Raw genomic sequence first — 24,299 nt, 5'->3', positions numbered from 1 at the left:
GTCAGTTCGATGACAAAGCGTCTTTACCCAAGCTTTACCCAGCGCTGACCGCCGCTGACCTTGATCTTCGTAATCTGTACTCATCCGGAACGTACCGGGAACGAGACAAGGAGATACACCATGCGCAAGACTCTTATCGCTCTGATGTTCGCTGCCGCTCTGCCAACCGTCGCCATGGCCGTGCCGCAGGATGGTGGCCCGATGGGCGGACCGGACGGTGGCTGGCGCCACGGCGGTCAGATGCACGGCATGCACGGCAAAGGCCCGTACAGCCAGCTGGACCTCTCCCGTGAACAGCGCGAGCAGATCCGCAAGATCATGGGCGAGCAGATGCACGAACGTAAGCAGACGGTCGAGAAATACCTGGAGAAACTCTCGCCAGCCGACCAGAAAGCCATGAAGGACGAGATGGCGGCCAACCACAAGAAAGCCGAATCCGATGTCCGCGCCGTGTTGAAACCGGATCAACAGAAGAAATTCGACGAGATCCAGAAGAAACAGGCCGAGCGTCGCGCCGAATGGGCCGAGTTCAAGGCCTGGAAAGCGCAACAGCCGCAAAAGGCGCAATAATGCTCTAGCGTCACGCCCCGACCCAACGGCTCACCGCCGTTGGGTTTTCTTTGTTTGAGGATTTTCTGTGCGTTCATTGTTCTGGCGTATTCTCGCGAGCTTCTGGCTGGCCATCGCTCTGGTTGCGGGGCTTTCCATCCTGCTGGGGCACATGCTCAATCAGGACGCATGGATCCTCAGCCGCCATCCGGGGCTCAATACGCTGGCTGCCGACTGGACGCAGACCTACGAATCCCAGGGCGAGGACGCCGCTCAGGACATCCTCCAGCAGCGCAAACGCCAGTATCACATCGACGTCCAGGTGCTGAACGAAAGCGGCGACCCGGTGGTGCGCGGCACCTTCCCCCGCCGCGCGGCGGCGTTCGAGGCACGGCAGAACAACGATGACCGACGCCTGCCCTGGCGGCGCCTGACCGATGAGTTCACCAGCGAAAAGACCGGTGACACCTACCTGTTCATCTATCGCATCCCGCATCCGGAACTCGACGCCTGGCATCGCGAAAGTCTGCTCTGGCCATTGAGTGCGCTGGGGATCGCGCTGGTGGTGCTGACCCTGTTCAGCCTTTTGGTGACACTCTCCATTACTCGCCCACTCAACCGATTGCGCGGCGCGGTGCACGACCTGGGACAGACCACCTATCAGCAGAACAGCCTGGCGAAACTGGCCAACCGCCGGGATGAGTTCGGCGTACTCGCCAACGACTTCAACCGCATGGGCGCACGCCTGCAAAGCCTGATCGGCAGCCAGCGCCAGTTGCTGCGCGACGTATCCCATGAGCTGCGCTCACCGCTGGCGCGGCTGCGTATCGCCCTGGCACTGGCCGAACGGGCAAGCCCGGAAGAACGTGAAAAACTCTGGCCACGCCTGACCCGCGAGTGCGACCGGCTGGAAGCGTTGATCAGTGAAATCCTGGTGCTGGCACGGGTCGATGCCGACAATGCCAGTGCCGAAGCCGTTGATCTGAATGCCCTGCTGGGCACCCTGCAAAAGGACGCGCAACTCGGCTCGCCGGAGCAGACCGTGCGCCTTGAGGCCGAGCCGCAGCTCAATCTGACCGGCTGGCCGACCATGATTGAACGCGCCGTGGACAACCTGCTGCGCAACGCCCAGCGCTTCAATCCGGTGGGGCAGTCGATTGAAATGCAGGCTTCACGTCAGGGCGAGCGAATCGTGGTCAGCGTGCGCGACCACGGCCCGGGGGTGCAGGCCGAGCATTTGAGCCAGTTGGGCGAACCGTTTTATCGGGCACCGGGGCAGACCTCTGCCGGCCATGGACTGGGCCTGGCGATTGCCCGGCGGGCGGCGGAGCGCCATGGCGGAACGCTGGTACTGGCCAATCACCCGCAGGGCGGGTTTGTGGCCAGTCTTGAGTTGCCGCTGGAGCCGGGGGCGATTGTCCAGCCCTGATGGTGTTTTCAGTGTCAGGCTTTACCCGGCCAGGCACTGACAAACTCGGCCAGATCAACCTTCTCCGCCACGCGCGGTTCTTTCTGCGGCGTGCCAAGGTAAAGGAACGCAATCACCTCTTCATCGTTCGTCAGGCCCAGGCCCTTGGCGACGTGTTTCGAATAAGCCAGATCACCGGTGCGCCACACCGCGCCAATCCCCTGCGCGTAAGCCGCCAGCAGAATGCCGTGGGCCGCACAGCCCGCCGCCAGCAACTGCTCGGCCTTCGGGTATTTGACGTGATCCTGCAATCTGGCGATGACCACGACCACCAGCGGCGCCCGCAGCGGGCCGTTGCGCGCCTTGTCGATCATCGCTTCAGTGACTTCGCCTTCCTGCATCTGCGCCGCTTCGGCCAGCAACTCGCCCATCTGCTCACGCGCCGCGCCTTCGACGGTCAGGAAACGATACGGCTGCAAATGGCCGTGATCCGGTGCACGGGTCGCGGCGGCAAACAGCACTTCGCGCTGTTCGGCGGTGGGGGCCGGATCGATCAGTCGTGGAACGGAAACACGGTTGAGCAAAGCGTCGAGAGCCTGCATCGGCCACCTCCTGAAAAAAATGTCCGGCTATTCTAGCTGCAAGTGATCCAGCCGCGTCGGTTTACATGCCTTGCCCCGCAGGTAGAATGGCGCCCTTCCCACATCAGCCCGAGCGGACTTCATGGCGTTGCCGACCTTACGGATCATTGGTTTCATCATCGGCATCTTCCTGATCACCCTGGCCATCGCCATGGTTGTGCCCATGGCCACCCTGGTGATTTTCGAGCGCACCGGCGATCTGCCGTCGTTCCTCTGGGCGAGCATGATCACCTTCGTCGCCGGCCTGGCCCTGGTGATCCCTGGACGCCCGGAACACATTCACCTGCGCCCCCGCGACATGTACCTGCTGACCGTCACCAGCTGGCTGGTGGTGTGCATTTTCGCCGCGCTGCCGTTTCTGCTGACCCAGCACATCAGCTACACCGACTCGTTCTTCGAAAGCATGTCCGGCATCACCGCTACCGGTTCGACCGTTCTCAGCGGCCTGGACACCATGTCTCCCGGCATCCTGATGTGGCGCTCGCTGTTGCACTGGCTCGGCGGCATCGGCTTCATCGGCATGGCGGTGGCGATTCTGCCGCTACTGCGTATCGGTGGGATGCGCCTGTTCCAGACCGAATCCTCAGACCGCTCGGAAAAGGTCATGCCCCGCTCGCACATGGTGGCGCGACTGATCGTGGCGGCCTATGTGGGTATCACCATTCTCGGCAGTCTGGCGTTCTGGTGGGCCGGGATGAGCCCGTTCGACGCGATCAACCACGCGATGTCGGCGATTTCCACCGGTGGGTTTTCCACCTCCGACCAGTCCCTGGCCAAGTGGACGCAACCGGCGGTGCACTGGGTGGCGGTGGTGATCATGATCCTCGGCAGCCTGCCGTTCACCCTGTATGTCGCGACCATGCGCGGCAACCGCCGGGCACTGATCAAGGATCAACAGGTGCAGGGTTTGCTCGGCATGTTGCTGGTGACCTGGCTGGTGCTCGGCACCTGGTACTGGTGGACCACCGACCTGCACTGGCTGGACGCGCTGCGCCATGTGGCGCTGAACGTGACCTCGGTGGTCACCACCACCGGTTTTGCACTGGGGGATTACAGCCTGTGGGGCAATTTCTCGCTGATGCTGTTCTTCTATCTGGGTTTCGTCGGCGGCTGTTCCGGCTCGACGGCGGGCGGGATCAAGATCTTCCGTTTCCAGGTCGCCTACATTCTGCTCAAGGCCAACCTCAATCAGTTGATCCACCCGCGCGCGGTGATCAAGCAGAAGTACAACGGTCATCGCCTCGACGAAGAAATCGTCCGTTCGATCCTGACCTTTTCGTTTTTCTTCGCCATCACCATCTGCGTGATCGCCCTGCTGCTGTCGTTGCTGGGCGTAGACTGGATGACGGCGCTGACCGGCGCCGCCAGCACAGTTTCCGGCGTCGGCCCAGGGCTGGGTGAAACCATCGGGCCGGCGGGCAACTTCTCCTCGCTGCCCGACGCCGCCAAGTGGATTCTGTCGTTCGGCATGCTGCTCGGCCGACTGGAGATCATTACGGTGTTTGTGCTGTGTATTCCGGCGTTCTGGCGTCACTGATCGTGTTCGGTGCATCGAGCAAGCGCGCCCGGTAATCGCCGGGCGTGGTGTCGAACCAGCGGCGGAAGGCACGGAAGAAATTGCTCGGGTCGGCAAACCCCAGCAGATAGGCGATTTCCAGCAAGGTCATGCTTGGCTGTGCCAGGTATTGCTCGGCGAGTTCGCGGCGAGTGTCATCGAGCAACTGCTGAAAACTGGTGCCCTCCTCCTGCAGACGCCGTTGCAGAGTGCGCTGCGACAGGTGCAGGGTCTGCGCCACAGTGTCGCGTTTGGGTTCGCCCTGAGGCAACAGACGACACAACACCTGGCGTGCCTTGTGGGTCACGCGGCTTTCGGAAAACCGCGCCAGATATTCTCCGGCAAAGCGGTCGTGCAGCAGCGCCATCGCCTCGTTGGCGGTGGGCAGCGGTGCTTCCATGTCGGCGCGTTCGAAGATCAGCGCGTCATAGGGCGCGTTGAACACCAGCGGTGCATGGAAGGCTTGTTTATAGGGTTCGAGATCATCGGGCTCATCGCCCTGCACCAGCACTTTGCGCGGGTGCAGCGTGCGCCCGGTCAGCCAGCCGCACAGCGCCAGCGCGCAAGCCAGCGAGGCTTCGGCACTCTGACGGGTCGGCGGCAGATGATCGCCGTGCACCGTCAGAATCAGCGCATAACCTTCGTCGAGCAGGCGAAAACTCAAGTCGGCACTTTCGGCAATGATCCGCTGATAACGCACCAGTCGCTGAAAGCCTTCGGCCAGGGTGTTGCTGGACATCAGCGCGTAGCCTGCGACATGGAACGAAGCAGGTCGCACCACCTTGCCCATGTTCAGACCGATGGCGGGATTACCGGACAGCTCGACCGCCCGTTGCCAGAGTCGGGTCATGGAATCCTGCGGGAAGCGTGCGTCCGGATCCTCCAGCGCCGCGTAGTCGAGCCCCAGCTGTTTGAACAGAACCCGGCAATCCAGGCCGTCCATTTCCAGTGCTTTGACAATCCCCATTGCCCAGCTTGCAGATGTCGTTCGTTCGCTCATGGCGCTTTTTTCTTGGATGACATGGTGAGCCACATACTACGGCCAATTTCCCAAGGATAGTAAAGTGGCGCCGATTGTCACTGGCCGACGCCAATGATCACTCTAGACTCAAATAAGCTACCCGCCGAACAACTTGCCGTCAGAACAACAATCACAGAGATAGCGGTCGTGGAATCCATCAAGCATTTCAGCAGCTTCGCCGAGTTCTATCCGTATTACCTCAGCGAGCACAGCAACAGCACTTGCCGTCGTCTGCATTTCATCGGCACGACGCTGGTGATCTTCATTCTCGCCCTGACCATCGCCAAGGGCGCCTGGCTGCTTTTACTTGCGTTGCCAATGGCGGGCTACAGCTTTGCCTGGGTCGGCCACTTCTTTTTCGAGAAAAACCGCCCGGCCACTTTTCAGCACCCGCTCTACAGCCTGCTCGGCGACTTCGTCATGTACCGCGACATGATCCTGGGCCGCGTGCCGTTCTAGAAATTCCGACCAAGAGGATTGCCGATGAATGCCAATGCCCGTTTCACCCACATGAAGGACGGCACGCAGGAAGACTGGGCGATCATCGCGGCGGATTTCAGCGCCTACGCCCGCGAGTTGCCGGGCCGAATCATGGCCCACCTGAAACTGCTCGAAGGCGATTTCGGCGGTTTCCCGGTGGATCGCCTGACCCACTCGCTGCAAACCGCGACTCGCGCCTTTCGCGACGGGCGCGACGAGGAATACGTGGTCTGCGCCCTGCTCCACGACATCGGCGACACCCTCGGCTCCTACAATCACCCGGACATCGCCGCCGCCATCCTCAAGCCGTTCGTCAGCGCCGAGAACCTGTGGATGGTGGAGAAGCACGGGATCTTCCAGGGCTACTACTTCTTCCATCACCTGGGCATGGATCGGCACCTGCGCGAGCAGTTCAGCGACCACCCGCAGTTTCTGGCGACCGCGGAGTTCTGCGCGAAATACGACGCGGCGGCGTTCGACCCCGAGTACGACACCCTGCCGTTGAGCTTCTTCGAGCCGATGATGGAAAGGCTGTTCGCCCAGCCTAAAAACTCGATCTACAAAGCGGCGATGGAAGAGCACACCCCCGCATAAAGACAATCCCGATCCATTGTGGGAGCGAGCTTGCTCGCGAATGCGGAGTGTCAGTCAATACTGCTTTGTCTGATGTACTGCATTCGCGAGCAAGCTCGCTCCCACAGGGGCCGTCGCTCAGGCCAGCTCGGCAACCTTCGCCGCTTTCAGTTCTGCTTCCCGCGCCTGCGCATCGGCCAGGCGATACAACTCGATCGTGCCGTCCCCGTGCTCGATCAGCGCCGTGCACGACTCCACCCAGTCGCCACAGTTGAGGTAATCCACCTCGCCGACCTTGCGGATCTCGGCGTGGTGAATGTGCCCGCAGACCACGCCGTGCAACTCGCGCTTCACGCATTCGTGGGCGATGGCTTCTTCGAAGTCGCTGATGAAGCTGACCGCCGTCTTCACCTTGTGCTTGAGATAGGCAGACAGCGACCAGTAGCCATAACCGTATTTCGCCCGCCAGTGATTGAGCCAGCGGTTGAGGGTCAGGGTGAATTCGTAGGCCGAGTCGCCGAGAAAGGCCAGCCAGCGGTGATAGCGGGTGATCACGTCGAACTGGTCACCGTGGATCACCAGCAGATGCCGGCCATCGGCGGTGACATGCACGGCTTCGTCGACCAACTGGATGTTGCCCAGGATCAGCTTCGAATAGCGGCGCAGGAATTCGTCATGGTTGCCGGTGACGTAGATTACCTCGGTGCCGCGCTTGCTCATGGTCAGCAAGCGGCGGATCACGTTGGTGTGCGCCTGGGGCCAATACATGCCGCCGCGCAGTTTCCAGCCGTCGATGATGTCGCCAACCAGATAGATCTTGTCGGCGTGATAGCCCTTGAGAAATTGCGACAGATGCTCGGCCTGGCAATCCCGCGTGCCCAAGTGCACGTCGGAGATCCACAAGGTGCGAACCCTTTGTTTACGGCTGGGTCTGGCGAGCTCGGCGCTGGTCATGGGCAACCCTCTGCGATGTTTTCGCCACTGTGCGCGAGCCCGGTTAATCGACCATGACAGGTGTGCGTCAGTCCTGTGACAAACGCGGCGCTCTCGCGCCGGTGTAGACTGGCGGCTCGCCCGGAGACCGCCATGCAACCGATCCTGACCCTGCGCCATTACACCCACGACCTGATCGTTCACAGTCACGACCACGCGCAACTGGTGTTCGGCCTGTCCGGCGCGCTGGATTTCGAGGTCGAAGGGCACGGCAGTCAGGTCTTGCAGCAGAGCTTCGTGGTGATTCCCTCCGGCGCGCATCACGCGTGCGGCAGTCCCAAGGGCAGCCGTTGTCTGGTGCTGGACGTGCCAGACGAGCAATGGCTGACGCGCTCGCTGGGCGATCATGCCGATGCCAGCCGCCGTCTGCTGGATAACGCCGCGCGTCTGTCGCTGGATGCCGGGCAAGGCCAACTGGTCAACTGGCTGGCGAACAGTCCGGTGAGCGATCCGCTGATTGCGCAACAGGGCGCGGTGCTGTTGCTGGCGAGCCTGAACCATGCGCAACCTGCCGAGGTTTGCGCACGTCGCCTGCCCTACGCAGCCCTCGATGCGCACATCGAGCAGTACGCGGCCTACCCCCTGCAGGTCGCGGATCTGGCGCGTGTCGCCGGACTATCCAGCGCCCGATTGCATGCGCGGTTCGTCGCCGAATGCGGTCAGACACCCATGGACTACATACGCAGTCGACGCCTGCACAAGGCCGTCAAGCTGTTGCGGGAATCCACGCTGCCCATCGGTGAAGTCGCCAGCCGTGTCGGTTATGGATCGCAAAGTGCGTTTTCGGCCGCCGTCCTGCGCGAGTTCGGGACCTCTCCCACACAATTGCGACGCGAGGCTGACGACAAAAGTCGATAGTCTGCCGACAGACTTATGGGTCGTTTCCGGCTTCAATGAGCCTATGAAATTGTGTTTGGAAAAAGGATCGACATGACTCCCCGTACCGCCCTCGGCGCCCTGCATATTGGCGCATTGATGTTCGGCCTGACCGGCGTCTTCGGCAAACTCGCCGCCGCAACGCCGGCGGTCATCGTCTTTGGACGGGCCGCGTTTGCCGTTCTTGCGCTGGCGTTTTTCGCCCGTTTCGCCAGTCAGCACGGCTGGCAAAAGCTGCAAGCCGTGGACTGGCGACGCCTGGCCCTGAGCGGTGTTCTGCTGACCGGCCACTGGGTGAGTTTCTTCATTGCGGTGAAGGTGGCCGGTGTCGCGGTGGCCACCTTGGGTTTCGCCAGTTTCCCGGCCTTCACGGTGATTCTCGAAGGACTGATTTTCCGCGAACGCATCCGTGCCAACGAAATCATTCTGGTGGCGCTGGTCAGTGTCGGTCTGGTGCTGGTGACCCCGGCGTTCGACCTGGCCAGCGGTGCGACCACCGGGTTGCTCTGGGCGATCCTCTCAGGCCTGCTGTTTTCCCTGCTGTCGCTGACCAACCGTGCAAGTTCCGGGCGTATTCCGGCGGTGCAGGCAGCACTGTGTCAGAACGTGGTGGTGGCGTTGTGTCTGCTGCCGGTGGCGGCGCCACAGTTGAGCGACGTGCGCGCCATTGACTGGCTGTGGATCGGTTTGCTCGGGGTGTTCTGCACCGGCGTCGCCCACAGCCTGTTCGTTGCCAGCCTTGCGGTGATCAAGGCGCGCACCGCTGCTGTGGTGTTCGCCATGGAGCCGGTGTACGGCATTACCGTCGCGTGGCTGCTGTTCGATGAAAACCCGACCTTGCGGATGCTGCTCGGCGGCGCGCTGATCATCGTCGCCATCGTTGTGTCGAGCCAGATGTCAGGCAGCGCCAGCAAAAAAAAGGTGGAGGCCGAGGCCGCGTCTCATTGAGTTCGATCGTTGTGGCCGAGGTCGCGGTCAGGGTCGATCTGATCGCGCACCCGTTGCTTGAGCACCTTGGCCTCAGGGAAGCCACCGTCGGTCTTGCGCTCCCAGATCTGCACGCCGTCGCAACTGATGTGAAAGATCCCGCCGGTACCCGGCACCAGTGACACTTTGCCAAGGTCATCGCCGAAGGTACTGAGCAGCTCCTGCGCCAGCCAAGCGGCGCGCAGCAGCCACTGGCATTGCGTGCAATAGGTGATGACGATTTCCGGTTTTGTGGCAGTCATGATCGTTGAAACTCCTGAGCCAGAGGGCGCCGCTATAATAGCCGGCTTTAACGCTCGCCCCGAGACTCACAATGCGTCGTCTGCTGATCTGCCTTTTGCTTGGTTTCCTTCCGCTATTCGTTCATGCCAGTGAAGCGCCGCGACCGAAAGTCGGCCTGGTGCTGTCCGGCGGCGCGGCCCGTGGGCTGGCACACATCGGCGTGCTTAAGGCGCTGGAAGAGCAAGGCATCAAGATCGATGCGATTGCCGGCACCAGCATGGGCGCAGTGGTCGGAGGCCTCTACGCCTCGGGTTACAAGATCGACGAGCTGGAAAAACTCGCCCTGACCATCGACTGGCAGCAGGCATTGTCCGACGCCCCTCCCCGGGAAGACGTACCGTTTCGGCGCAAACAGGATGACCGCGACTTTCTGGTGAAGCAGAAACTGAGCTTTCGCGACGACGGCAGTCTCGGTTTGCCATTGGGTGTGATTCAGGGCCAGAACCTCGCGCTACTGCTGGAAAGCCTGTTGGCCCACACCAGCGACACCCGTGATTTCGACAAGCTGCCGATCCCGTTCCGCGCCGTGGCTACCGACATCGCCAATGGCGAAAAAGTGGTGTTTCGCAAAGGCCACCTGCCCCAGGTGATTCGCGCCAGCATGTCGATCCCGGCCGTGTTCGCACCGGTCGAACTCGATGGCCGGCTGCTGGTGGACGGTGGCATGACCGACAACATTCCCCTCGATGTGGCCCGGGAAATGGGTGTCGATGTGGCCATCGTGGTCGACATCGGAACGCCGCTGCGCAACCGCAAGCAACTGACCACCGTGGTCGATGTGCTGAACCAGTCGATCACCCTGATGACCCGGCGCAACTCTGAAGAACAACTGGCGGCGCTGCACCCGAACGACGTGCTGATCCAGCCGCCGCTGGCCAGTTTCGGCGCCACCGATTTCGGTCGCGCCGAGGAAATGATCGATGCCGGCTATCGTGCAGCCAAGGCCCTCGACGCCCGCCTCGCCCGATTGAAGCCCGCCGTGTCTCAGGACGCCGAACTCAACGCCGCCCGCGCACCGGGCCAGCGCACGCCGATTATCACTGCGATCAGGGTCGAAAACGACTCGAAAGTCGGCGACGACGTGATCCGCTACTACATCCGTCAACCCCTCGGCGAGCCGTTGGACCTCGGACGCCTGCACTCGGACATGGGCACCCTGTACGGCCTGGATTACTTCGAACAGGTGCAATACCGAGTAGTGCACAAGGGCCAGGAACACACGCTGGTGATCAGCGCCCGAGGCAAGCGCAGCGGCACCGACTACTTGCGGGTCGGCTTGAACCTGTCGGACGACATGCGCGGTGACAGCGCCTTCAATCTCGGCGCCAGCTACCGAATGAACGGCATCAACCGCCTCGGCGCCGAATGGCTGACCCGGGCGCAGATCGGCGAAAAGCAGGAACTCTATACCGAGTTCTATCAGCCACTGGACGTCGGTTCGCGCTACTTCGTCGCACCGTATGCGGCGTTCGAAGCCCAGAACGTCGACTCGGTGCTCGACAATGATCCGATCGCCCAGTATCGCGTCGAACGCTACGGCTTCGGCCTCAATGTCGGCCGCCAGATCGGCAATAACGGCGAACTCCGCTTCGGTGTCGGCGAGGCCTGGGGCAAGGCGGATGTGCGGATCGGCGATCAGAACCTGCCGAGCGAACACTTCAACGAAGGTTTCTATGCGTTGAAGTACTCGTTTGACTCACTGGATAACGTGTACTTCCCCCACGACGGCAAGGACGTCAGCCTGACCCTGATGCAATTCGAACCGAGCCTGGGCTCCGACACACGCTACCGGCAATGGGAGTTCAAATTGGACAAGGCCATGAGCAGCGGCCCGAACACGCTGATTCTGGGAGGGCGTTACGGGCGCACGCTGGACGATGCCAATGTGGTGACGTCGAGCTTCCTGCTCGGTGGCGCCCGGCAGCTGTCTGGCTTCCGCGAAGATGCCATCTCCGGGCAGAACGTCAGCCTGATGCGGGCCGTGTACTACCGCCGTCTGACGCCACGCGCCTACCTGCCGCTGGACTTCCCGTTGTATGCCGGCGGCTCGCTGGAGCGTGGCCGGGCCTGGAACAACGACAACGAGTTCGACAGCGGCTACATCAATGCGGCCAGCGTGTTCATCGGTTTCGACACACCGCTGGGGCCGCTGAATTTCAGCTATGGCCTGAACGATGCCAATGAACAGGCGGTTTATCTGAATCTGGGGCAGACCTTCTGACCCGGGTCAGCGAATCCCCGCCAACAATGTCCGAGCGGTTTGCCTGAGGGGTTCGTCCCCCTCCTTCAGCAGCTCATTGAGCAAGGCGATCGCACTGTCGAGGTCGCCGTCGTCGATGCAGGTCTGGGCCTGTTCGAGCTTGCCGGCGTTGGCGGCTTCTGTCGGATCCGGCTCGGGCTCCGGCGCCTGCAGGTCCAGCGGCTCCAGGGCCAGTGACTGACCGGGATCGCCAAACTCGTTGAGAAAGTCTTCGTCGATAGCCTGAACTTCCGGTTCGGCGATCCACTCCAGCTCTGTGGTTTCAACGTCATCGCTGGCGGTTGGCGGCAATTCGAAATCCTGCGGCAAGACTTGCAGGCTAGAGCCAAGTGTCGATGGCGGAGAGGACAGTGGGTCCGTTGCCGGGCGGCTGTCTTCCAGATCCCAGCTGGAATCCATCGACAGTTGCTCCAGATTCAGCTCAAAGTCATCCTCGGCCAACGTCGTTGTGGGTGCAGCTTGCTCAACGGGTAACGCGGCAATGACCGGAGCCGCCGCAACCAACGGTTCAGTCCTGGCCAGTTTCGGATATCGGGCGCGAATCTCGTGCAACCGCTGCTCCTCGATACCGAGCTGGCGCAATTGTTTTTCCTGTTCGTCATACGCCGCCTGATCGCCCTGGCGCCCCAGCACCTCGAGCAACTGCATGCCGAGATCGATGCGCTCCGGTTCTTTTTGCAAGGCGTCGCGCAGCAACCCGAGCGCTTCACCCAGTCGTCCATAGGCCAGATAAATACCCACGGCTTCCAGCACATCGCCGTTTGTCTGTTCGTCTCGATGCTCGACGGCGCCATGGCCAGCATTCGGACGAACCTGTTCGCTGTCATTGAGCTCTGATTCGCTTCGCTGCGGCAGCACGCGTGCCGGCACGTCCGGGATCACTGCCTGCTGACGTCGGCGGCGCACGATCAGCCCGGCCACCAGCCCTCCCAGTAACACCAGCAAGCCACCGAGCAATGGCCAACTGACGGAGTCGTCTTGATTCTCCGCCGGCGCAATGACCGGCGCCGGGATCGAGGCAGGCGCCGCCGGCGCTGCGGGTGCCGGAGGCGCCTGTTGAACCTGTGCGAGATGCGCCTGCAGATCGGCCAGCTGTTTCTTGCCGTCGGCGATCTGCACGTCCTGCGCCTGGAGCTTCAGGTTCAGCTCATCGATGGTTTTCTGCAGTTGCTGGTTCTGCAGCACACTGGCGGCCAACTGTTCCGCTTGCGCGTTGTTGGTCGTGGCCGTTTGAGGCGTCGGCACGGCCGCTGCAGCAGGCTTGTTCTGAAGGGTGGCAGCAGGCGCCTCCGGAGTTGGAAACTCCGAAGACTGCGCATGGACATCAGGTTCATCGGTGGCCGGCACAATGCCCGGCGAACCCGGCGGATCGATCAGCACCGTGTATTCGCGCAGCACGTGGCCGTTGGGCTGATTGAGCTGCACCAGGAAATTCAGGAAAGGTTCGTTGACCGGTTTGCTCGATGTCACCCGGATCAGGTTGCGATTGCCATGCAGGATCGGGGTGAACTTGAGGTCGTTGAGAAAGAACACACGTTCGACCCCGGCGCGGCCGAATTCGTCCGCCGAGGCCAGGCTGGCCGAAAGCTCGCCGGCACTGAGCCCCGCGGCGTCCACCAGGGCGATGTCGGCCTTGAGCGGCTGATTGAGCGCTGAATGCACGGTGATGTCACCGAGACCCAGCGCCAGTGAGGCCGTGGACCAGGTGAGCATACCGGCCACCAGCAGCGAATTGGCGCAACGCAGTACTACGTGCCGACTGTCGAGCATGAGCATCCCTTAAATAAGCAAAACCGACTTCTCTGGGTTCGCACATCCGGTACGAACACGATATTGCCCAGTAGTTCTTATAGTCTGCTCAGCGCGATCCCTCAAAAAAACGGCACGTCGGTGTGCCTCAAGATTTTTCCAGGTTGGCCAGAATGTGGCCGTGAACCCGCATGCACACCTTCATGTCAGCCTCATCGATGCCCTCGAACAGCTCCTTGCGCAGTTGCGTGGCGATGGTTTCGATCTGTTCGATCAGCGGGCGGGCCGGGGCGCACAGCACGATCTTTTTCGCCCGGCGGTCTTCCATCACGGACTGGCGTTGCACCAGGCCCTGGCTTTCCAGGCTGTCGAGCAATCGTGCGAGGGTCGGCCCTTCGACGCCGACGCTTTGCGCCAGCTCCCTTTGGGTCGGCGCCTCTTCGAAGCGAGCCAGATGCAGCAGCACCAGCCAGCGCGCCTGGGACAAACCCAGACCGGCCAGCCGGCGATCCAGTTCGGCACGCCAGCCACGGGACATCTGGGCCAGTTGCATGCCAAAGCGGTGTTGATCGGTTAACGGCATAAAACACTCATGGTTAGACTGAAGAAATAGAGAAAAACTAATTATTAGTCAGCTAAGCATGACATTTGGCTATAGGCAAGAGCTGCCCTGTACTGAATCGTTACATCCGTATAACGGTTTGTGTAAGCAAATGCTCACATCTCGAATTCCGATTGCAGCGCAGCCCTTACGCAATACAGCACACCTTCCGGTACGCGACCGGCAAACAGCTCCGCCACTTCGGCGACCGACGGCAACTCGCCCTCGCCGTCGAGGAACGCGTCCTGGACTTCGCCCATCAGGTCCTCTGGCAAATCAAGCGCCTGTTCCAGCGACAATTGCTGCTTGCCGATGGCTTCGGCGAGCATGGTGTAAACGTTCTTTTCCGAGCACTGCAACTGACCGGAAATCTGCAGCGGTGTCATGCCGGCACGGGCCAGGGTGATCAGCTCGTGACGTACGTCGGCCACCACTTTCGGCGCCTCGGCTTCGCCGCCGAGTACTTCGAGGAAGGCCTCGCCGTAACGCTCCAGCTTGCGCGCGCCGACGCCGCTGACCCGGGCCATGTCCGCCAGCGAGGTCGGCTGGCTGCGGAGCATTTCCAGCAGGGTCGAGTCGGGGAAAATGACATAAGGCGGCACGCCGTGTTCTTCCGCCAGTTTGCGCCGCAGGGCACGCAACGCTTCCCACTGTTCGCGCTCTTCACCCCGCACCAGTTGGCTGGCCGGGCTCTTGCTGCCGCTCTTGGCGCTGACTTGCGGCTTGAGGTCGCGGCGCAACTCCAGGCTCACTTCGCCCTTGAGCAGCGGCCGGCAGGTATCGCTCAGGCGCAGCCCGCCGTAGCCTTCGTGATCGACATCGGCCAGACCGCGAGCAACCAACTGGCGAAACAGCGAGCGCCATTCGCTCTCGCTCAACGCCTTGCCGACGCCGTACACCGACAAGTGTTGATGGCCGAAGCTGCGGACCTTTTCGTTGTCCTTGCCCAGCAATACGTCCACCAGATGGCCGACGCCGTAACGCTGGCCGGTGCGATAGATCGCCGACAGCGCCTGACGCGCAGGCTCGGTGGCGTCCCAGGTCTGCACGCCGTCGGTGCAGTTATCGCAATGCCCGCAGGGCTCGGGCATGTCTTCGTCGAAGTACGCCAGCAACGCCTGACGGCGGCAGCGTGTTTCTTCGCAGAGCGAGAGCATCGCGTCGAGCTTGTGCTGCTCCAGACGCTTATGGCGCTCGTCGCCTTCGGAGTTCTGCAGCATCTGCTTGAGCATCACCACGTCTTGCAGACCATAGGCCATCCACGCGTCCGCCGGGAGGCCGTCACGGCCGCCACGTCCAGTTTCCTGGTAATAGGCTTCCAGGGATTTCGGCAGGTCGAGGTGAGCGACGAAACGCACGTTGGGTTTGTCGATGCCCATGCCGAAGGCCACGGTGGCGACCATGATCAGGCCTTCCTCGTTGAGGAAGCGTTTCTGGTGATAGGCGCGCAGATCGTTGGGCAGGCCGGCGTGATACGGCAGCGCCGGGAAGCCCTGTTCGGTGAGAAACGCGGCCACCTCCTCCACCTTCTTGCGCGACAGGCAGTAAACGATGCCAGCGTCGCTGCGTCGCTCGGCAAGAAACGCCAGCAACTGCTTGCGCGGCTGCTCCTTGGGCACGATGCGGTAGAAGATGTTCGGCCGGTCGAAGCTCGACAGGAAACGCTCGGCGTTCTGCAAATGCAGGCGGGTGACGATTTCTTCCCGGGTGCGCTTGTCGGCGGTGGCGGTCAGGGCGATGCGCGGTACATCGGGAAACATTTCCGCCAACTGCCCCAGTTGCAGATATTCCGGACGGAAGTCATGGCCCCATTGCGATACGCAGTGCGCTTCGTCGATGGCGAACAGCGCGATGTTCAAACCTTGCAGGAACGACAACATGCGCGGCTGCACCAGACGCTCCGGCGCCAGATAGAGCATCTTCACTTCGCCACGCTTGATCCGGTTGGCGAGATCGCGCTGCTGTTCGGCGCTCAACGTGGAATTCAACGCGGCAGCCGCCACGCCCAGCTCTTCGAGGGTGGCGACCTGATCGTCCATCAACGCGATCAGCGGCGAAACCACCACCGCCAGGCCGTCCCGCAGCAGCGCCGGTACCTGGAAGCACAGGGACTTGCCGCCGCCGGTCGGCATCAGGACAAGGGCATCACCGCCACTGGCCACGCGCTCAATGATTGCACCCTGACGGCCACGGAAACTGTCGTAGCCGAAGATGTCCTTGAGGACGCGTTGAGCCTGTTCGAGCATAAAAACTCCAAAAATCCACCGAAACATCCCTGCACAGGCTGATTCAAGACAGCCGAAGCTGCTTTAAACAAAACGTAAGGGCGCATTGCATCGCGCTCTACAAAATCAGCCGCGACACCGGCAGGGATCGCAAAGCGCGGCAGTATACCCGAGCCCTCCCCGGCAAAGGGCACCGCCGATAAGAAGCTTGTGCGGGCAAATCTGCCGTGCGGCTGGCTTGAGGGCTCAAGAAGGCCTAGAATTCCCGCATTGTTTATTCCCCCAAGGTAGCCCTTTAATGTCCTTCGCCGAGCAACTAACCCGCCTGCAAGTCTTCCTCGACGCCGACGAGCTGCATGAAGAGGCGCTGGACTACGTGGCCGCTCACGGTTACCTGACCGCGCTGTCGATCTGCGCCGACGTGGTGCCGGATCGTGAGTGGATCGACGCCCTGTTCGCCGAAGAGCCGCATTACAGCAGCGAAGCCCAGCGCGAAGAGATCGAAGCCACGCTGATCGGCCTCAAGGCCCACATCGCCCGCCAACTGGCCTCCGATGAAGAGTTCGAGCTGCCATGCGAACTGGACCTGGGCGACGACCCGGACGATTCCGAACTGCGCGGCTGGTGCATCGGCTTCATGGAAGGCGTGTTCCTGCGCGAAGCGGCCTGGTTCGAAACCGCCGAAGAAGAAGTCAGCGAAATGCTCCTGCCGATCATGGTCGGTTCGGGCCTGTTCGACGAACAGCCTGAGTTCGAAGACATCGCCAAGGATGCAAACCTGATGGACGACATGATAGTGCAGATCCCGGAAGCCCTGACCGCGCTGTACCTGTTGTGCCAGGCACCCGACGAAAAACCGGCGATCCTAAAGCCACGTCACCACTAAGATCCGGCCTATGGACAACCCCATAGGCAACCGCCCCCTGATGTTGCGCTACATCCTGCTGGCCATCGGCTGGCTCAGCGTGGCATTGGGGGTGATCGGGATTTTCCTGCCTGTTCTCCCCACGACTCCCTTCCTTCTGCTGGCAGCCGCCTGCTTCGCCCGCAGCTCCCCGCGTTTCTATCAATGGCTGGTCGAGCATCCCCGACTCGGGCCATGGATCCGCGACTACCTCGACGGCAACGGCATACCGCTCAAGGGCAAGGTCTACGCGATCGGGCTGATGTGGGCGAGCATTCTGTTCTCGTGCTACCTGGTGCCGCTGCCGTGGGCGCGCGGGTTCATGTTGACCAGTGCAGTGCTGGTGACGGTCTACATTCTGCGACAGAAAACCCTGCACAAACGCTGAGAGCTCGGCAACCGCTCGTCGAAAAACCCTGTTCACCTGTCAGATCTGACAGTAGCCCCTCCTCCTCTCCTCAGGTTCAATAAAAAACTGTCTGCGATCCCATTGCGTGCTCTTTAAGGAGTTTCGTCATGCTCACCCACAGTCCGCTTCTGTTTCCCGATCTCCACCAGCCCGGCACGCTGGCGCTTCGGCCCATGCAGATCAGCGGTGCAGTCACGCCAATCGAGGACGCCGATGGCGGGATCAATATTGTGGTGGTTTCGGAAAGTGACAGCGGCGTGTTGTGCGTAATTGTGGCGTACCTCGACATGCTGGAAGGGGATAAAAATGTTGTTTATTGGGACGACGTTGCGGTATTCACCCGAACGGTTGAACCGGGGGAAAAGGACAGGCATCTGTTTTTTTACCTGCCCAAAGAGCTGTTCACTCCCGGTCTGCATGAATGCTTTTATGAGTTGACCCGGTTCGGTGCAACTGCGCCGGACGATCCCTCTGTGTTGTCACTGTTTCGGGTCAAACTCACCAGCCCCGGTGGCCGCGACAAGGAACCTCATCTACCTGACGGGCACTCAGAACTGCACATCGCACAATTGCCGCAGGACATCATCGATCAGGGAGTGATCGACGCCGACTGGGCGAAAAAAGGCGTTCCGCTGACTGTCCGTGCCTACCCGGAAATCACACTGAGAGACACGATTCTGATGCGGTGGGGCAGCCATACCCTGGCGCCGCACCTCGTCACACAAGCTCAGGCGGAGGGCAAGGACCCCATCGTGATCGTCGCAAAACAGGAAGACATTCTGGCCGGTGGCGACAGCGCGGCACTGGAAATCAAGTACGACCCTCACGATGATGTATGGAACTGGTCTTCCCGGCACTCCAAACGCACGCGGATCGCCGTCGACGCCGGCGCTTGGCGTCTGCCAGCCCCGATTATCAAGGAATCGGTCAATGGGATCATAACGATCATCAACTTGAACCAGAAGGACGTCACGGTCCAGGTTCATATCCAGGGCTCGGACTTCGCGCTGAACGACTCGGTAAAAATGACCTGGGTCGGCACTCCCTTCAGTAGCAAGCCTTTGATTCACACCGAATCCAGAACGGTGGCGAACATCCCGAGTGTCATGGATTTCGCAGTGCCTTACGCACAAGTCCGCGCCATCGCCATGGGCCGGGCGGATGCCTCCTACGTGCTGACGAAGGCAGACGGAAGTCTGCCGTTATCCTCCAAACGTGAGTTCGCCGACGTGGTGGGTGACGTATCGATGCCGGACGCACCGACGATTGTCGAGTTGCTGGGTGACATACTCGAGTCGGACAGGCCCTATGCCACGGTACGGATCACGTACCTGACCATTGCCAAGGGCGACCTGGTCGCCGGTCACTGGATAGGTGAAAAGTCCAACGGCCAGCCCTATGTCCATGAATTCACTCACACCGTCACTGACAACGAGGCGAAAGAAGGCTTTTTCACTGCTTACGTCGACAAAGAGCACATCATCGTGCTCGACAAGGGCAAACTCGATCTTTGGTACACCGTGTCCTATGACGAAACGGAACTCTACGGTGTCAGAGAGTCGGAGCATCTGTTGGTCAAGGTGCAAGCCGTCACAGCGACATTGCCAAGACCCGAGGTGGAGGAAGCCGACAAAGACAAGGATGTGCTCGATCCTTCCAAAGTCTTCGATGTCGTCCACATAAGCATTGAAAATCCGCCGACGAAAAAACACGACATATTGACCTGGTACTGGCAGGCGACCCATCCGCTGGGCAGCATCAGCGACTGGGTGCCCATCACCTCGCCGAGCGCCGGTAAACCGCTGCGTTTTCGAGTGCCCGCGAACTTCGTCACGATCAGTATCGGGCAGTACGTCAGAGTGCGTTACTCGCTCAAGCACGCGTCCACAGGTTTATACAGTCACTCCGCCGCACTCAATCTGCTGATCGGGTCGCTGGTAGGTGAATTGCCAGCGCCACAAGTCAAACAGGCACCGAACGCCGTACTCAAAGCAATGGATGGATTGAACGGTGTGGACGTCAACGTCAGCTACGGCAGTATGAATCCGGCCCTCGATATCATTCCCCTGCATTGGATCGGAACTCCAGGCGCCGGCACATCGAATGATCTTGAGCTACCCGGGCACAGCAGTGGCAGCGTGGGCTTTCATCTTCCCCCAACGGTCATTGGCCCCAACATCAACAAAACAGTGGACGTGAAGTACTTCGTGCGCCGCTATGGCCACGAGACAGAATCAGAGTCGTTGGGCCTGAGAGTAACGGGATTCGACGACCCCGAGAACGATCTGCCTCGCCCTCAAGTACCTGAGTCAGACGATAACCGGGTCCTGGATCTGAGGACGTTCAACGGGAACGCCACAATACTCGTTGCCAAGTGGCATTACATTGCGCTCAAGCAACGTCTCTGGCTGAGGCTGGAAGGCAAGACAGCGGTGGGCAGCGACCACATCATCCGGATGCTCGATGGCGTGGAAATCACTCCCGCGCAATTCAGCAGCGGGCTGAATGAAGTGCTGCTTCGAAGCGAGTTAATGAAACTGGGACATTCCACACCGGCGAACGTGATTTGCAAAGTCTCGTTTGATGGCAGCGCTGAAGAAGTCGATGCAATTGAGTTCCCGGGATTGCCGCTTACGATCAGAACCCTATACGACTGGCTGACGCCAAAGATCACCCATGTGACTGACGCCAATGGGGAGGTTACAGAAGGTGGCGAGACTTTCTTTGAGCAGGTAACTGTCGAAGGCTCTGCGACCCGAGATGAGACAGTCGAGATTTTCGATGGCTCGACCTCGCACGGCAATGCTGATGTTGGTGCCGATGGCGTCTGGCGCAAGACCCTGCTCAACCTCCAGATCAAGGATTATCACATTACAGCTCACGCTCTATATCCAGCGGACCCGGTTTCCAGCCTGATCCGTGCCTTTACGGTGATGGCAGCTGTTCCACCGACTATCACCGACATCACCGACTCCAAGGGCAGCGTGCCGCACAACGGCACCACCTTCGACACCAGCGTCACCATCACCGGCAAGGCCAGCCCCGGCCAGACTGTGCAGCTCTATGACGGCGCCATCGCCGTCGCGCCCGTCACCAATGTCGATGCCAACGGCGACTGGAGCAAAACCTTCACCGGCCTCAGCGTCGCGCCGCACAACATCAAAGCCCAGGCACTGTATGGGGCACAACCGGAGTCGGCGGTTCGCAGCCTTACCGTCGCGGTCGCCTCAGCTCCGTCCATCACCAATGTCACCGACTCCAAGGGCAGCGTTCCGCACAACGGCACCACCTTCGACACCAGCGTCACTGTCACCGGCAAGGCCAGCCCCGGCCAGACCGTGCAGCTCTACGACGGCACCACCCCCGTCGCGCCCGTCACCAATGTCGATGCCAATGGCGACTGGAGCAAGACCTTCACCGGCCTCAGCGTCGCGCCGCACAACATCAAGGCCAAGGCACTTTATGGGGCACAACCGGAGTCGGCGGTTCGTATTTTCACCGTCGCAGTTCACACCGCTCCGTCGCTCGATTCAGTAAGAGACTCCCGAGGGGAACTGCCGAACAATGGAGCGACCACAGACACTTCAGTCTCGTTGCAAGGCCGGGTAACGCCTCTGCATGATGTCCAGATCTACGATGGAAACACGCCAAAACACATTGCGACTGCTCTTAACACCGGCATATGGACCACTACGCTGGCAGTAGGACTGGGCGGACATACCATCACCACACGGGCTTTAACGACCGGACAAACGTCAAACCCACGAAGCTTCACCGTCAACTCTCCGATTCCGCCACTGACCATCAACCCAGCCACTATGAGTCTGAATGCCTGGCACTTTAGGGATAACGACACCCCTACCAACCCTCCTGCCGGCGCCTTTGGTGACCGATCGGCCAGTGGAGGCGTGCTTCCCTACAGATATGCCTCCAGTAACCCCAACGTCGCAGAAGTCAACGCCACCAACGGCCGCGTCATTTCAAAGGGCAACGGTTCAGCAACCATTACCGTTACGGACAATGCGAATCAAACCGCGAGTTACACCGTCACCACTTCAAACGTGGACCGTCTGTTTGGCACAGGCCACTTCAATACCTACACCGTATGTGCAAACACGGCGGCCAATATGGGAGGAAGAATTCCTTCTCTGGCCGAATGGCGAGCCGTTATCAGTAACTACAGCGGTCGACGCACCATTGAGCGCTGGTGCTGGGCGTCCGACTCGGGCGGCATCGGCAAACGGATGGTGATCTTCCCGGCCACAGGCCAGGCTGATACCCGACTCGATATCGGGATCGGAGGCGGCACAGCTGATGGCTTCGGCGTTCGACGCGCATAAAAGCCAGGCACAAAAAAGCCGCTACTCTGCGAGGGAGTAGCGGCTTTCTTATAGTCAGGGACTGTGACTTACCAGCTATACCGCAACCCCACATTCCCCCCCCAAGGCTGCTCGATATGCTTGCCATTGGCGTAATCCAGATCGACATGTACCTGCCATTTGTCCGACAACGCCACCGCCACACCCGTGCCAAACTCCGCCCGCGAGCCCGACAGGTCGTTGTTGAACACGTTGTTGTTGACCTTCACTTCGTTGTTGTTCGCAAACTCATGGGCAATGGCCGCGCGCACATAAGGTTGCGCCACAGCACCGTTGCCAATGTCGAAGTTGCGCCCGAACGTGGCGCCCGCCTTGCCCAGCAATGAACGGGTGCGATCGCCATCAGCCTGCATGTCGTTGTCCAGGCTGAAGCGTTTGCCCTGGATCTGCGCTGCCGAAAACTGGGCAAACGGCTCGATGAAATAATCGTTGCTTAACTTGATGTGACGACCGGCTTCTACCGATGCATTGACACCCCAGTTATCGTAATCACCCTTGGCACGCGTGCCGTCACTCAGACTGACCTTGGCCTCGTTCTGGAACCGGTTGAATTTCAGCACACCGTCAACGTAGTAACCGGTGTCGCGGTCCATCCACGTCACGTAGGGCCCGAAGTAGTAACTCTTGACTGTGCCCGAGGTGCCGTGATCAAGATTCAGATCGGATTGACTGTAGCCACCCATCACACCCACCAGCACATCGCTGTCATTCACCCGGGCATCGGCTCCAAGGGAAAGTCCTTGCTGGTTCTGCTTGTACGCCACACCGGAACTTTTGGAAACGTTGTACTGATTACCATAAGTGCGTGCCCAGGCTCCCGACTGCCCACCGTTGAAACGCAATTCACCCATTCGGCTGCGCAATGAACTGGCTTCGCCGTACAACAGGGTGATCGGAGAGTTGAACAGGGCCAGCACCGCACTGGCGCCGGGACTGATCACCTGGGTGGTCGGATCGAGGAACCACTCGGTGCCGCCCGTTCCTCCCGGTCGCTGGGCCAGATCATAGGACCAGGTACCGAGATCCACTCGCCCGCCCGTCAAAGCAAATTGCGCATCGCCCGCGGCCGTGTGCACCAGGGTCAGTTGCTGTGGATTCACCGCATCCAGGCCGGACGCCGCCACCAACAAACCGAACTGCCCGGTCGCCACACCGGTGACATTGAGGAAGTCATGCTGCCCCGTGGCGAAGTTGCCCTTCATGGCAAAAGTACTGGAACCATCCGGCGAGCCGGCGAGCGTACCGACGTTCAACTGGTAGAAGGTATTCGGCACATCCTGCGCACCAAAGCGAACCGTCCCACCGTTCATGGCGAGTGTTCCGATAGTGTCATTGCCGGTCAGGGTCCAGATCGAATTGCTGTTGACCGTCACACCGTTGACCTTGTCGAGACGGCCGGTGAACTGCGAACTGTTTTGCAGAGTGACGTTGGCGGTCGAGCCGTTTTCGACCAATACGTCGCCGGTCATTCGGCCCTGATCGAAGGTGAGGTTGCCGGTGCTGTTGCCGGCGATGTTGATGTTGCCTTGCAGGCTGCTGTTGTTGACGGACATGGCGGCGGTGGAAGCGCCCTGGACGTCGAGCAAGTTGTTGTTGCCGGCCAGCAGGTTGGCGCCATTCGACAGATTGACGGTGGCATTCGTACCGCTCGTCACCAGAATCGCAGAGCCGTTAACGCCTTGTACGGTGGCGTTATCCAGCGAGAGCGTACGAGCGCCGACATTGGCCGTATCGTTGACCATGCGCACGCCTGTGGTCTGACCGGTGATTTGCGTCCCGACGGAGGCATTCACCTGCCCACCCAGAATGTTCACGCCGATGCCGTTCGCACCCGTGCCAGTCACCTGTGTATTGACCAGCGACAAGGTACTCAGCCCCGTGACTTGCGCACCAAAGACGTCACCGCGAATTTGACTGTGGGAAACATCCACAGTGGAGCCGCCGGCGACAATCGAAGAGCGGTTGACGGCCAGACCTATGTCGTCGCTGGTCACGCTGGCCTGGTTGATGGTGCCCCGGCTGCTGGTGACCAATATGCCTTCGACGCCGGGATTGCTTTCGACCGTGGCGCCATTGATGTTCAGCGTCGAGCCGGATTGAATGGTGATCGACTGGGTGGTTGCGCCGTTGACGTTCAACACCCCGTTGTTGCGCACCAGGTAATCAATCGGCGTTGTCGTTGAATCGATATTCAGTGAAGTGTTGTCGACGATAGTCGCGGCCTGCACACCAGTGCCAGACAAGGAAAAGGCGGGTATGACAACCAATACACCAAACGCGCTTTTTAAAGCAGGACTGACAAGCCTTCCGCCAAATACTTTCATTTATCCACCTCCAGATCATTAAAAATGCGAAAAGCATCTACTTGAAAAAGTGAGCGCGGAAGATAATCGGATTTCTCTCGGAA

General features: G+C 60.5%; 19 protein-coding genes. 11 read left to right on the top strand and 8 right to left on the bottom strand.

The window, feature by feature from the left end; translation table 11 throughout:
• Positions 1 to 120: 120 nt before the first annotated feature.
• Positions 121 to 570: a Spy/CpxP family protein refolding chaperone gene (locus tag NH234_RS08740; protein ID WP_085733794.1), complete on the top strand. Its 450-nt coding sequence runs from the start codon at positions 121 to 123 to the stop codon at positions 568 to 570.
• A 67-nt stretch (positions 571 to 637) separates the two neighbouring features.
• The gene (locus tag NH234_RS08735; RefSeq protein WP_085733795.1) at positions 638 to 1,978 is read left to right on the top strand and encodes a HAMP domain-containing sensor histidine kinase; all 1,341 of its coding nucleotides are present in this window, start codon (positions 638 to 640) and stop codon (positions 1,976 to 1,978) included.
• 14 nt (positions 1,979 to 1,992) lie between these two features.
• Here the strand turns inward: NH234_RS08735 and NH234_RS08730 are convergent, their stop codons facing one another.
• Positions 1,993 to 2,559: a nitroreductase family protein gene (locus NH234_RS08730; protein WP_085733796.1), complete on the bottom strand. Its 567-nt coding sequence runs from the start codon at positions 2,557 to 2,559 to the stop codon at positions 1,993 to 1,995.
• Positions 2,560 to 2,680: 121 nt separating this feature from the next.
• Between NH234_RS08730 and NH234_RS08725 the strand changes: the two genes are divergently transcribed.
• Positions 2,681 to 4,135, top strand: a complete 1,455-nt coding sequence (locus NH234_RS08725; RefSeq protein ID WP_085733797.1) for a TrkH family potassium uptake protein — start codon at positions 2,681 to 2,683, stop codon at positions 4,133 to 4,135.
• Here NH234_RS08725 and NH234_RS08720 read toward each other — a convergent pair.
• On the bottom strand, positions 4,092 to 5,153 hold the full coding sequence (locus NH234_RS08720; protein WP_218189730.1) for an AraC family transcriptional regulator: 1,062 nt from the start codon (positions 5,151 to 5,153) through the stop codon (positions 4,092 to 4,094). The genes NH234_RS08725 and NH234_RS08720 overlap by 44 nt on opposite strands.
• 168 nt (positions 5,154 to 5,321) lie before the next feature.
• On the opposite strand from NH234_RS08720, the gene NH234_RS08715 reads away from it, so the two are divergent.
• Both NH234_RS08715 and NH234_RS08710 read left to right on the top strand, forming a co-directional pair.
• Positions 5,322 to 5,633: an Mpo1-like protein gene (locus tag NH234_RS08715; RefSeq protein WP_367256318.1), complete on the top strand. Its 312-nt coding sequence runs from the start codon at positions 5,322 to 5,324 to the stop codon at positions 5,631 to 5,633.
• Positions 5,634 to 5,657: 24 nt separating this feature from the next.
• On the top strand, positions 5,658 to 6,248 hold the full coding sequence (locus tag NH234_RS08710) for an HD domain-containing protein (RefSeq protein WP_367256317.1): 591 nt from the start codon (positions 5,658 to 5,660) through the stop codon (positions 6,246 to 6,248).
• Positions 6,249 to 6,365: 117 nt separating this feature from the next.
• Here the strand turns inward: NH234_RS08710 and NH234_RS08705 are convergent, their stop codons facing one another.
• Positions 6,366 to 7,181 (bottom strand): UDP-2,3-diacylglucosamine diphosphatase, encoded by an 816-nt coding sequence (locus tag NH234_RS08705; RefSeq protein WP_367256316.1) that lies wholly within the window; start codon positions 7,179 to 7,181, stop codon positions 6,366 to 6,368.
• A 132-nt stretch (positions 7,182 to 7,313) separates the two neighbouring features.
• Here NH234_RS08705 and NH234_RS08700 point away from each other — a divergent pair, with 132 nt between their 5' ends.
• Both NH234_RS08700 and NH234_RS08695 read left to right on the top strand, forming a co-directional pair.
• The gene (locus NH234_RS08700) at positions 7,314 to 8,078 is read left to right on the top strand and encodes an AraC family transcriptional regulator (protein WP_085733801.1); all 765 of its coding nucleotides are present in this window, start codon (positions 7,314 to 7,316) and stop codon (positions 8,076 to 8,078) included.
• 72 nt (positions 8,079 to 8,150) lie between these two features.
• Positions 8,151 to 9,044, top strand: coding sequence for a DMT family transporter (locus tag NH234_RS08695; RefSeq protein WP_085733802.1), 894 nt, complete (start codon positions 8,151 to 8,153; stop codon positions 9,042 to 9,044).
• Here NH234_RS08695 and NH234_RS08690 read toward each other — a convergent pair.
• Positions 9,038 to 9,325, bottom strand: coding sequence for a SelT/SelW/SelH family protein (locus NH234_RS08690; RefSeq protein WP_085733803.1), 288 nt, complete (start codon positions 9,323 to 9,325; stop codon positions 9,038 to 9,040). The two genes, NH234_RS08695 and NH234_RS08690, sit on opposite strands and share 7 nt — an antisense overlap.
• Positions 9,326 to 9,396: 71 nt before the next feature.
• Here NH234_RS08690 and NH234_RS08685 point away from each other — a divergent pair, with 71 nt between their 5' ends.
• Positions 9,397 to 11,586: a patatin-like phospholipase family protein gene (locus NH234_RS08685; protein ID WP_367256315.1), complete on the top strand. Its 2,190-nt coding sequence runs from the start codon at positions 9,397 to 9,399 to the stop codon at positions 11,584 to 11,586.
• 6 nt (positions 11,587 to 11,592) lie between these two features.
• On the opposite strand, the gene NH234_RS08680 is transcribed toward NH234_RS08685, so the two are convergent.
• The 3 genes from NH234_RS08680 to recQ form a co-directional block, all read right to left on the bottom strand.
• On the bottom strand, positions 11,593 to 13,395 hold the full coding sequence (locus tag NH234_RS08680) for a FimV/HubP family polar landmark protein (RefSeq protein ID WP_085733805.1): 1,803 nt from the start codon (positions 13,393 to 13,395) through the stop codon (positions 11,593 to 11,595).
• Between the two features lie 127 nt (positions 13,396 to 13,522).
• A complete protein-coding gene (locus tag NH234_RS08675; RefSeq protein WP_065260957.1) occupies positions 13,523 to 13,957 on the bottom strand; it encodes a MarR family transcriptional regulator in 435 nt (144 codons plus the stop codon).
• A 134-nt stretch (positions 13,958 to 14,091) separates the two neighbouring features.
• Positions 14,092 to 16,221 carry a DNA helicase RecQ gene (gene recQ, locus NH234_RS08670; RefSeq protein WP_007958398.1) on the bottom strand — a complete coding sequence of 710 codons (2,130 nt, stop codon included), beginning with the start codon at positions 16,219 to 16,221 and terminating at the stop codon, positions 14,092 to 14,094.
• Between the two features lie 277 nt (positions 16,222 to 16,498).
• Here recQ and NH234_RS08665 point away from each other — a divergent pair, with 277 nt between their 5' ends.
• The 3 genes from NH234_RS08665 (at position 16,499) to NH234_RS08655 (ending at position 21,853) form a co-directional block, all read left to right on the top strand.
• Positions 16,499 to 17,086, top strand: coding sequence for a YecA family protein (locus tag NH234_RS08665; RefSeq protein WP_007958400.1), 588 nt, complete (start codon positions 16,499 to 16,501; stop codon positions 17,084 to 17,086).
• Between the two features lie 10 nt (positions 17,087 to 17,096).
• Positions 17,097 to 17,492 carry a YbaN family protein gene (locus tag NH234_RS08660; protein ID WP_085710384.1) on the top strand — a complete coding sequence of 132 codons (396 nt, stop codon included), beginning with the start codon at positions 17,097 to 17,099 and terminating at the stop codon, positions 17,490 to 17,492.
• 128 nt (positions 17,493 to 17,620) lie between these two features.
• Positions 17,621 to 21,853, top strand: a complete 4,233-nt coding sequence (locus tag NH234_RS08655; protein ID WP_367256313.1) for an Ig-like domain-containing protein — start codon at positions 17,621 to 17,623, stop codon at positions 21,851 to 21,853.
• Positions 21,854 to 21,921: 68 nt separating this feature from the next.
• Here the strand turns inward: NH234_RS08655 and NH234_RS08650 are convergent, their stop codons facing one another.
• On the bottom strand, positions 21,922 to 24,120 hold the full coding sequence (locus tag NH234_RS08650) for an autotransporter outer membrane beta-barrel domain-containing protein (RefSeq protein ID WP_367256312.1): 2,199 nt from the start codon (positions 24,118 to 24,120) through the stop codon (positions 21,922 to 21,924).
• Positions 24,121 to 24,299 lie beyond the last annotated feature (179 nt).

It is taken from the genome of Pseudomonas sp. stari2 (assembly GCF_040760005.1).
GTDB lineage: Bacteria > Pseudomonadota > Gammaproteobacteria > Pseudomonadales > Pseudomonadaceae > Aquipseudomonas.
The sequence above is the reverse complement of the archived record's forward strand: the minus strand, read 5'-3'. Positions and strand labels throughout refer to the sequence as shown.